Below are 9,277 nucleotides of genomic sequence, written 5' to 3'. Positions count from 1 at the left end.
CGGCAAGCTCGTTGTCGATCACCGCCAGCAGGGCGGCGATATGGTCGTCGCGGTCGTTGAGGCAGGGCACATAGGTGAAGGTCTCGCCGCCCGCGGCGAGGAAGGCGTCGCGGATCTCCTCCTCGATCTCCTCCAGGGTTTCCACGCAGTCCGAGGCGAAGGCCGGCGAGATCACCGCGATATGCTTTCTGCCCTGCCGGGCCAGCTCGGCCACGTGCTCCACGGTCTGGGGCCCCACCCACTCCTCGGGGCCGAACTGGGACTGGAAGGCGGTCTGGATGGCGTCGCTCTCCCAGCCCAGCGCCTCGCGCAGCAGCCGCGTGGTCTTCTGGCACTGGCAGTGGTAGGGGTCGCCCTCCATCAGGAAGCGCTTGGGGACGCCGTGGTAGGAGGCCACCAGCACCTCCGGCGGGGTCGCGGCGGCGGCGTAGCTCTCGCGCACCGTGGCGGCCAGCGCGGCGATATAGTCCGGATGCTCGAAGTAGGCGGGCACGGTGCGAAACGCCGGCTGCCACTTCAGCCGCATCAGGGTGCGAAAGGCCTGGTCGTTGGCGGTGGCGGTGGTCGGCGAGGCGTACTGGGGATAGAGCGGGAAGAAGAGGATCTTCTCACACCCCGCCGCCTGCAGGCGCTTGAGCACGCTGTCGGTGGAGGGGTTACCGTAGCGCATGCAGAAGTCGACCAGCACCTCGCCGCCGTAGCGCGCCGCGAGCCCCTCGGCCACCTTGCGGGTCTGCTCCCGGGTGATGGTCAAGAGCGGGCTCTCGTCCTTCTCAGTGTTCCAGATGCTGCGGTAGGCCTCCCCGGACTTGAAGGGCCGGCGCGAGAGGATGATCAGCTGCAGCAGCGGCTGCCACCTCCAGCTCGGGTAGTCCACCACCCGCTTGTCGGAGAGGAACTCGCTGAGGTAGCGGCGCATGGACCAATAGTCGGTGGCATCCGGCGTGCCCAGGTTGGCCAGCACCACGCCGACCCGCGGCCGCCGCACAGGCGGGTGGTCGCCGGGCGCATGGGCCAGGCGGCCCTCACCGGGGCGGTCCAGGGCAGCGTCGGCCGAATCCGGGGTCGCAGGGGTCATGGCGGGCTCCTCGATGCGCGCGGTGGAATGAAGCAAGGCAAATTAAGAAGGCCCTAGTGTATCAGGCCGCTAGCTGCCCGGGGGATAGAGTTGTACTGTTGATAAAACATGTACAGTTTCAGGTGAGCCCATGCCCCGCCCCCTGGTCCTCGGCGACCAGCTGAGCCTGGACCTGCCCAGCCTGCAAGGCTGGTTTATCGGCCTGGATGCCAGCCGCGCGCTCTACACCGCGCTGGGCTATCGTCGCCTGGTGTGGCTGAGCAGCCTGGCGGGCGTGGCACCGCTGATGGATGCGGGGTATCGGTGGTTCTCCCGCCGCCGAGGGCGCCTGGGACGCTGGCTTGCGGGGCGAGGGGAATAGCGGGGGGGGGGCGGAAGAGCGCGATGCGCCCTGAGGGCGCGGACCGGAGTGGAGGGTCAGAAGACCAGCGGAATACGTGAGGTCAGCGGGTCCTGGTAGTGGGCCTCGCGGCCGATCACCTCGTCGTGGGGCACATGCTGCACCAGGTAGGCGCGGTGGATGCCGGCGCGCTTGAGCTCCAGGTAGACGTCGTCCAGGGAGCGAAACAGCACCGGCTTGCCCTGGCGGCTCAGCATATGGCGCTGCCCTTCGATATCCTCCAGCTCAACCTGGTAGAAGCGGCTGCCGGCATGGCCGATGACGCGGATCTCGAAGTTGTCGTGACGGGCCGCGAAGGCCTTGAGGTCATTGAAGTCCATGGTTCCCTCCGGGTGGCAGAGATCAGATGCAAACTGGGCACAGCCTGGCCGTGCCCGGTGACACCTGAATGAACATACCGTGTCGAGGATGTGACCACGAGCGCCTCGGAGGGTTCCGCAACTTACTGATAGCTGGAGGGATCGATGGTCTTGCCCAGGGAGTTGCGATCGACCCACTTGCCCGCCTTGGTCTCCTTGTAGCGGAACACCACCTGATCGCCGACCTGTACCGGCAGCTCGGCATCCTCGGTCTGGTAGCTGTAGGTCTCGCCATCCACCACCAGCTGGTAGCGATACAGGTCGGGCATGCCCAGCCACTCCTTGAAGGGGCCCTCGCGCTCCAGGGACTGGAGCTCACCGCGCGCCTGAAGCTTGGGGGTGCGCTGTCGATTGCCGCGTCGGAATCCGCCTGCCATGCTGCCTCCTCTGTTCTGTCTGCCCGGCAATCCACGGGACTGCTCGGCTCTGGGGGCTGGGCATTATACGGGCCCAGCGGCCCGGCTCAACCCGTCCGCCCGACTCACTCGCCGAAGGCGTCGCCGTAGCTGTCCGGGGCCAGGTCCTCGAAGCGGGTGTACTTGCCGATGAAGGCCATGTGCACCGTTCCGATGGGCCCGTTACGCTGCTTGCCGATGATCAGCTCGGCCAGCCCCTGGTTGTCGGGGTTATCCGGATTGTAGACCTCGTCGCGATAGACGAAGGCGATCAGGTCCGCATCCTGTTCAATGGCGCCGGAGTTGTGAGTGACGATGCCGTCGGCCAGCCAGCAGGCGTTGCCCGGCACCGTCAGGTCGAAGACCTCCTCCTCCCCCTCGGCCACGATCTCGACGATGCGGTCCCAGAAGAGGTCATCTTCCACGCGGGACCTCAGCGCCTCGTCTTCCAGCAGCTCGGCGTAGCTTGCCAGGGTGGCGCGGGAAGGGTCGAAGCGGAAGTGCGAGGTACCGCCATAGGCGGTCCCGCGCAACCGCGCCATCTCTCGTTGGCTGACGCCGCGCTCCGCCATCAGGGCCTTGACCTGCTGGAAGGCCTCCCGAGGCAGGGTGTCGATATTGGTGTTGGGGGTGACGTCGGCCAGGCGCGCCAGCAGCTCGGCGGCGCGGGGCTGCTGCTCTCCGAAGGCGCCGACGCGCTCCAGGAAGCGGCGCTGCTGCTCGGCACCCGAGATATCCGCGGTGAACCAGCCGTCACCGCCCCCTGCGACGATATGCTTGATCCTGGCCAGGATGCCGAAGCGCAGCAGCAGCGCCGCCACGTCATCGATCAGGCGGCGGCTCGCGGTGCTGAAATAGATGCGCCCACGCCCCTGGGGACTCAGGGTGATGCTGCCATCGGTCGCCCACAGGTGACGCAGGAAAAGCGCCAGCTGTTCATCGTCGAGGCGGAAGATCCCCTCCGGTAGGCACTTCTCCCGGGAGCGCTGGCCGAAGATGCCCAGCTCCTTCAACCACTTCCCCACCCCCGCCGGGTGCCAGCGATTGCCGTTGCCGGCAATGACCAGCTGGTGCCAGTTGCCGCGCCCGGGGTGACGGCTCACCCGGGAGCCCAGCGCTTCGGCGGCTTCGGTGACCGCCTGGCTGTTGGCTTCGCTGGCGGTGGTATAGCGAAGCGGCTGGCCGTAGACATAGCTGCCGTCGCCCACCAGGTGGGCCAGCAGGATCAGCGCCTCGTCGTCCCAGCGTTCGGGAGACGCCGGCGCCGGCAGGTGGCTGGCCAGAGCCAGACGTTCGCCCACTCCCAGCTCCGTCAGCGTCTTCCAGCCCTCCCAGGCCCGCAGCCGATGCTCGGCGGTGCAGCGGAGGGTGCGCCCGCTGGCCAGACACACCCGCCACACGGGGCGCCGCCCCACCGACCACACCTTGTCGCTTGCCGCCGGCTCAAGCCGTCCGGCGGCATTGACCGACCACAGCTGCGGCGTCTGACCCACCAGCTCCGCGATGGGGCGACGCGTGCCGTCGGCCAGCATGACCAGGGTGTCGCCGGTCACGCACTCGCGCAGATCCGACATCACCGGGCGCTTGTTGGGCCGCTGCTCCAGGGAGCGGTTGAGCTGGGAGAGCGCCACCACCGGGCAGCCGAACTCCTTGGCCATGCCCTTGAGCGAGCGCGAGATCTCGGAGATCTCGCCGGTGCGGTTCTCGGAGAAGCCGGGGATCTGCATCAGCTGCAGGTAGTCGATCATCACCAGCGCCAGGTTGCCATGCTCGCGCACCACCCGGCGGATGCGCGAGCGCATCTCGTTGGGCGACAGCGCCGCGGTGTCGTCGATGAACAGCTGCTTGTCCTTGAGCAGGTTGACCGCCGAGGTGAGCCGCGGCCAGTCCTCGTCCTCCAGCTGCCCGGTACGCACCCGGGTCTGGTCGATGCGCCCCAGCGACGAGAGCATGCGCAGCATCAGCGACTCGGCGGGCATCTCCATGGAGAAGACCATCACCGGCCTATCGCTTGCAATCACCGCATGCTCCACCAGGTTCATGGCGAAGGTGGTGTTGTGGACGCAGACATCCTCGGCGACGAAGTTGTGGGTCCCCTCCACGGTGAGGTCATAGACCTGCTGTCGCCCCAGGGGCGTAATCTCGACGATCTCGTCCCAGTAGAGGTCCGAGTCGGCCAGGTTCGCCAGGTATTCATCCCCCAGCACGGCGGCGAGCTCAGCCGCCCGGGCCCGCGACAGGCAGCGCTCGCTGCGCCCGCCGAGGTGCAGATTGCCGCCCGTGGGCAGCCGGCGCCCGGCCGCCTCGAACAGGCGGCGCCAGGAGCGCTCCCCCTTGACCGCCTGCACATAGTGGTTGACCGAGCGCGGCAGGCTGTCGCGATTGCTGTGGCGACGCTTGACCGCGAGGCAGGCCTCCACGTCGGCGAGCCGCGACTCCTTGCCGAAGATGCCAATCTCACGGGCAAAGGTCTCGAGACTGGCGCGATCGAGGATCTCCAGTTCCCAGGGCAGGCAGGATGGTTTCGCTCGGGCGTTGGGCTTCTCCCGCACCTTGGCCAGGATGCCGAAGCGCAGCAGCAGGTGCTGGACCTCGCGGATCAGCTCGCGACTGGAAGAGGCGTAGCTGACCCTGGCCTGGCCGTTGGCCTGCACGAAGGCGCTGCCGTCGCAGGCGAACAGGCGGTTGAGGAAGAGCGCCAGCAGCGGCTTCTCGAGCCGGAAGACGCCGGCGGGAATGCGCTTCTCGGGGGCCTTCACACCCCAGACCCCATGGGCCTCCAGGAAACGCCGCAGGGCGTTGGGGGCATTCTTCGCCGACTGAGCATAGTCGACCACCTCGAGCTCGGCCGGCGGCACCCCCAGCACATGGCAGAGCCGCCCGAAGGTCGCCTCGGCGGGCATGGCGTGTCCCTGGCTCCAGGCGCTGACCGCCGCCTTGCTGACGTTGAGCGCGCCCGCCAGCGCCTCCCCGGTCATCCCGGCCCGGGCCAGCGCCCCTCGCAGCGACTCGCCAAAGGCCTGGCGCGACGACGCCAGGGCCTGGGGCGCGCGGCTGACGCGCAGGGCCGGCGTGCGCCCGGCGCTCACCACCGGCCGGCACGTCAGGCCGGGAAACGCCTCCACCGCCTCGGCGAACTCCTGGCGCAGCCGCGGATCGGCGTTGGTGAACCGCGCGTTGGACTGGGTCGTGCCGCCGTCGGCGATCAGGTAGGCCAGCACCTTGACCTGATGCTCGGGCAGGCACTCGCCGCCGAAGACCGGCAGCCGCCTCGGCACGGCAACGCGCTCCCCGACGCCAAGGCGCTCCAGCGGCTGCCAGCCGTCACCCGTCAGGAAGGGGTGCGTCAGGGTCGTACAGATCTCGCGCCCCAGCGCCGTACGCACCCTGAAGACGGGTTTCTCGCCATCATCCACGAAGGCACTAGCCCGGGAAGACACCAGCCGAAAGGCATCGCTCAGCGTAAGGAGATCGGCCTGCTGGCGCGCCACCAGCTCATCGATGGTCAGCAGGGCGCCAGTGGTCGGATCCACCAGCCGCGAGCCGGCCATGATGCACTTGCCCATGGAGGGCCTGCCCGCGATGATCACCAGGTCCGAGGGCTGCAGGCCCGAGGTCATCTCGTCCAGGTCACGGAAGCCGGTGGAGATACCGGTCATCTCCCCCTTCATGTTGAAGAGTTCGTCGATGCGGTCCACCGCCTTGGCGAGCAGCTCGCTCATGCCGATGGGCCCGCCCGACTTGGGGCGCTCCTCGCTGATCTGGAACACCAGGCGCTCGGCCTCGTCGACCAGCTCGTCGGCGGGCCGGCCCTGGGGGCTGAAGGCGCCGTCGGCGATCTGGCCGGCGGCGCGGATCAGCTTGCGCAGGGTGGCGCGCTCGCGGACGATATCGGCATAGGCACGGATATTGCTGGCCGAAGGCGTGTTGCGGGCCAGCTCGGCCAGATAGGCCAGGCCGCCCACGGTATCGAGCTGGTCGCGCCCCTCCAGCGCCTCGGAGAGGGTCACCACGTCCAGCGGGCGGGCCGCCTCGGCCAGCTCCGCCATGACGTTGAAGATCAGGCGATGCTCGTAGCGGTAGAAGTCGTCGGCCACCAGCCGGTCGGCGACATTGTCCCACGCCTGATTGTCGAGCATCAGGCCGCCCAGCACCGACTGCTCCGCCTCCAGCGAGTGGGGCGGCACCTTGAGGGCGACGGTCTCCTGATCGTGCTCGAGTATCTCGTTCATGGCGCGGGAACCCTGTGAAGAAAGGGGGAGCTCATTCTACCTCAGCGAGGCAGCGGGCCCCATGCCGGCATGCCATCCGGCACAGACGCGACGGGGGCGCGAGGATCGCTCCCCGCGCCCCCGTCATGGCGGGAGTGGCTGAGACTTACTCTGCCACCACCACCACGCGCACGGTGGCGTCGACGTCCGCGTGCAGCTGCAGACGGATGTCGTACTCGCCGGTGGCGCGGATCGGGCCTTCCGGCATCTTCACTTCGCTCTTGGCCACCTCGATGCCGGCGGAGGCGATGGCCTCGGCCAGGTCGCGGGGACCGATGGAGCCGAACAGCTTGCCCTCGTCGCCGGCCTTGGCGACCAGGGAGAGTTCGATCTCGGCCAGCTGGGCGGCGCGTGCCTCGGCCTCGGCCTTGCGCTCGGCGGCCTGGGCCTCGAGCTCGGCACGCTGGGCCTGGAAGGCCTCGATGTTGTCCTGGGTGGCCGGCACGGCGAGGCCGTAGGGCACCAGGTAGTTGCGACCGTAGCCGGGCTTGACGGTGACCTGGTCACCCAGGCCGCCCAGCTTGCCAATATTGTCGAGCAGAATGACTTCCATCTCGTTAACCTCTAGTCAGTCGCGGCTGGCCAGGCGCCCGCGGAAGTCCACGAAGACGTCGATGAAGGCCAGCAGCAGCACAATCAGAATCATGGGCCAGGTGGTGATCAGCAGCACATAGAAGGCCACCAGCCAGAGCCCGTTCATCCCTCTCAGTCCGATATACCCGTGTACCAGGGCGATGCCGGCCACCAGCAGCGGGATCCACAGCAGCATGCCCAACCCCGGGAGGCCGAGCAGGGCCCCGACCACCCCGAGCCCCACCAGCACGGCGAGTTCCCGGGGCATCAGGCGCAGCCCGTGGAACTCCTCGCGGAACCCCCCGGGGTTGTAGAGCCCCGCCTGCCAGCTGCGCGCCAGCGCCAGGCAGGCCACCGCGGCGATCAGCACCACCAGCCCCGTGATGCCGCCGATCAGCACGCCGGCCAGCTGCTCGGTGTTGAGCCCCTGGCCGGCCAGTTCGCTGAGCAGGCGCTCCACCTCGGGCGAGCCCTGGCGCAGCTGCTCCAGCATGGGGCCGGCCCCGCCCGGCGGCAGGAAGATGCCGAGCTGGATCATCCCGGCGCCGACCAGGGCGCCGATGATCAGCGCCTCGCTCCAGCGCATGCGGGAACGCAGCACGATCGCCATCAGGGTGACCAACAGCACGCTGGTCAACGGGATGACGTCGCCCTGGGCCCACCACCAGCCGGCCGGCACCCCGGCCGCCACGATCACCGGCAGCGCCGGGGCAAGGCCGCGGCGCAGGGTGACCAGGGCCGCGACGGCGGCCCCCAGCCAGAACAGCCAGGGGATGAGCGTGGAGAGGGCGGCCCCGCCGGCGGCGTAGGGCGTGCCCCGCATCATCCAGCGGGCGATCGCAAGCATCACGCCAGGCGCTTACTGATGGCTATCGGTGTAGGGCAGCAGGGCCAGGTAGCGGGCACGCTTGACGGCGGTGGCCAGCTGGCGCTGATAGCGAGCCTTGGTACCGGTGATGCGGCTGGGGACAATCTTGCCTGTCTCGGTGATATAGGCCTTGAGGGTGTCCAGATCCTTGTAGTCGATCTGCTTCACGCCCTCGGCGGTGAAACGACAGAACTTGCGGCGACGGAAAAAGCGTGCCATGTGAAGACTCCTTCAGACGTGCGATGGGTGAGATCAGGCGGTTTCGGCGCGGGGCTTCTCGTCGCGACGCGCGCGCTTCTCTTCCACCGGCTTCATCATCGGGGAAGCTTCGGTGATCGCTTCCTTGCAGCGCACCACCAGGCTGCGAATGATCGCGTCGTTGAAGCGGAAGATGTTCTCGATCTCGTCGAGGGTCTCGCCTTCGCACTCGACGTTCATCAGCACGTAGTGAGCCTTGTGGATCTTGTTGATCGGGTAGGCCAGGTGACGACGGCCCCAATCCTCGAGGCGATGCACGGTGCCGTTGTTCTCGGTGACGAGGCTGGTGTAGCGCTCGACCATGGCCGGAACCTGCTCGCTCTGGTCCGGGTGGACCATGAACACGATTTCGTAGTGACGCATGGGATCTCCTTGCGGTTTGGCAGCTTCCTCGGGAGGTCTTGACTCCGGGGAAGCAAGGAGGTGATTCGGAAAAACGCGAATGCCCGCTCAGCGGACGAACGGGCGCAGGTATTCTAGGGATCGCCAACGGTGTTGGCAAGCACCGGGCGCCGAAGGGCTGCTAGGCGCTTGTAGCGCGGCGCTGCCTGACCGCCTCGAAGAGGCCGATGCCGGTGGCCACCGAGACATTGAGGCTCGAGACGCTGCCGGCCATGGGCAGCTTGACCAGCTGATCGCAGGCCTCGCGGGTCAGCCGACGCATGCCCTTGCCCTCGGCGCCCATCACCAGGGCGGTGGGGCCAGTGAGATCGGCCTCGAAGAGCAGCGCCTCGGCCTCGCCGGCGGTGCCGGTGACCCAGACGCCCAGCGCCTTGAGTCGCGCCAGGGCCCGCGCCAGGTTGGTGACCTGGTAGACCGGCACGCTCTCGGCGGCGCCGCAGGCCACCTTGCGCACCGTGGCGTTGAGCGGCGCGGCCTTGTCCTTGGCCACGATCACGCCGTGCGCCCCGGCGGCGTCGGCGCTGCGCAGGCAGGCCCCGAAATTGTGCACATCGGTGATGCCGTCGAGCACCAGCAGCAGCGGCGGCTCGGCGCGGGGCCAGGCCTCCAGCTGGAACCACAGCGCCGCCTCGTCGGCGAAGGCCAGGGGGGCGGCGAAGGCCACGATGCCCTG

The 9,277-nt window shown here is 68.4% G+C and carries 9 protein-coding genes and 1 pseudogene; 1 reads left to right on the top strand and 9 read right to left on the bottom strand.

The window, feature by feature from the left end; translation table 11 throughout:
• Positions 1-1,078 (bottom strand): annotated as a pseudogene (hemH, locus tag J5F18_RS06105) (ferrochelatase); the annotation flags it as partial.
• 130 nt (positions 1,079-1,208) lie between these two features.
• Here hemH and J5F18_RS06100 point away from each other — a divergent pair.
• Positions 1,209-1,439 carry a DCC1-like thiol-disulfide oxidoreductase family protein gene (locus tag J5F18_RS06100; RefSeq protein ID WP_346301413.1) on the top strand — a complete coding sequence of 77 codons (231 nt, stop codon included), beginning with the start codon at positions 1,209-1,211 and terminating at the stop codon, positions 1,437-1,439.
• 56 nt (positions 1,440-1,495) lie between these two features.
• Here J5F18_RS06100 and J5F18_RS06095 read toward each other — a convergent pair whose 3' ends face one another.
• The 8 genes from J5F18_RS06095 to rlmB form a co-directional block, all read right to left on the bottom strand.
• A complete protein-coding gene (locus tag J5F18_RS06095; RefSeq protein WP_346301412.1) occupies positions 1,496-1,798 on the bottom strand; it encodes a DUF6482 family protein in 303 nt (100 codons plus the stop codon).
• 122 nt (positions 1,799-1,920) lie between these two features.
• Positions 1,921-2,214, bottom strand: coding sequence for a hypothetical protein (locus tag J5F18_RS06090; RefSeq protein ID WP_346301411.1), 294 nt, complete (start codon positions 2,212-2,214; stop codon positions 1,921-1,923).
• 104 nt (positions 2,215-2,318) lie between these two features.
• Positions 2,319-6,464, bottom strand: a complete 4,146-nt coding sequence (gene dnaB, locus J5F18_RS06085; protein ID WP_346301410.1) for a replicative DNA helicase — start codon at positions 6,462-6,464, stop codon at positions 2,319-2,321.
• Positions 6,465-6,609: 145 nt separating this feature from the next.
• Positions 6,610-7,056, bottom strand: coding sequence for a 50S ribosomal protein L9 (gene rplI, locus J5F18_RS06080; protein ID WP_346301409.1), 447 nt, complete (start codon positions 7,054-7,056; stop codon positions 6,610-6,612).
• A 15-nt stretch (positions 7,057-7,071) separates the two neighbouring features.
• Complete coding sequence (locus tag J5F18_RS06075; RefSeq protein WP_346302179.1) at positions 7,072-7,923, bottom strand: hypothetical protein; 852 nt, start codon at positions 7,921-7,923, stop codon at positions 7,072-7,074.
• A gap of 12 nt (positions 7,924-7,935) precedes the next feature.
• On the bottom strand, positions 7,936-8,163 hold the full coding sequence (gene rpsR, locus J5F18_RS06070) for a 30S ribosomal protein S18 (RefSeq protein ID WP_023004506.1): 228 nt from the start codon (positions 8,161-8,163) through the stop codon (positions 7,936-7,938).
• 33 nt (positions 8,164-8,196) lie between these two features.
• Positions 8,197-8,565, bottom strand: a complete 369-nt coding sequence (rpsF, locus tag J5F18_RS06065) for a 30S ribosomal protein S6 (protein WP_346301408.1) — start codon at positions 8,563-8,565, stop codon at positions 8,197-8,199.
• Positions 8,566-8,725: 160 nt separating this feature from the next.
• On the bottom strand, positions 8,726-9,277 hold a 552-nt coding region (gene rlmB, locus J5F18_RS06060), incomplete at its 5' end, for a 23S rRNA (guanosine(2251)-2'-O)-methyltransferase RlmB (RefSeq protein ID WP_346301407.1).

The organism is Halomonas sp. BM-2019, from assembly GCF_017584085.1.
This window is presented reverse-complemented; position numbering and strand designations above follow the sequence as displayed.

What these genes read in the sequence shown, in the direction of transcription:
- J5F18_RS06100 (WP_346301413.1), top strand. Translation starts at nt 1,209, where the DNA reads ATGCCCCGCCCCCTGGTCCTCGGCGACCAGCTGAGCCTGGACCTGCCC.
- J5F18_RS06095 (WP_346301412.1), bottom strand. Translation starts at nt 1,798, where the DNA reads ATGGACTTCAATGACCTCAAGGCCTTCGCGGCCCGTCACGACAACTTC.
- J5F18_RS06090 (WP_346301411.1), bottom strand. Translation starts at nt 2,214, where the DNA reads ATGGCAGGCGGATTCCGACGCGGCAATCGACAGCGCACCCCCAAGCTT.
- dnaB (WP_346301410.1), bottom strand. Translation starts at nt 6,464, where the DNA reads ATGAACGAGATACTCGAGCACGATCAGGAGACCGTCGCCCTCAAGGTG.
- rplI (WP_346301409.1), bottom strand. Translation starts at nt 7,056, where the DNA reads ATGGAAGTCATTCTGCTCGACAATATTGGCAAGCTGGGCGGCCTGGGT.
- J5F18_RS06075 (WP_346302179.1), bottom strand. Translation starts at nt 7,923, where the DNA reads ATGCTTGCGATCGCCCGCTGGATGATGCGGGGCACGCCCTACGCCGCC.
- rpsR (WP_023004506.1), bottom strand. Translation starts at nt 8,163, where the DNA reads ATGGCACGCTTTTTCCGTCGCCGCAAGTTCTGTCGTTTCACCGCCGAG.
- rpsF (WP_346301408.1), bottom strand. Translation starts at nt 8,565, where the DNA reads ATGCGTCACTACGAAATCGTGTTCATGGTCCACCCGGACCAGAGCGAG.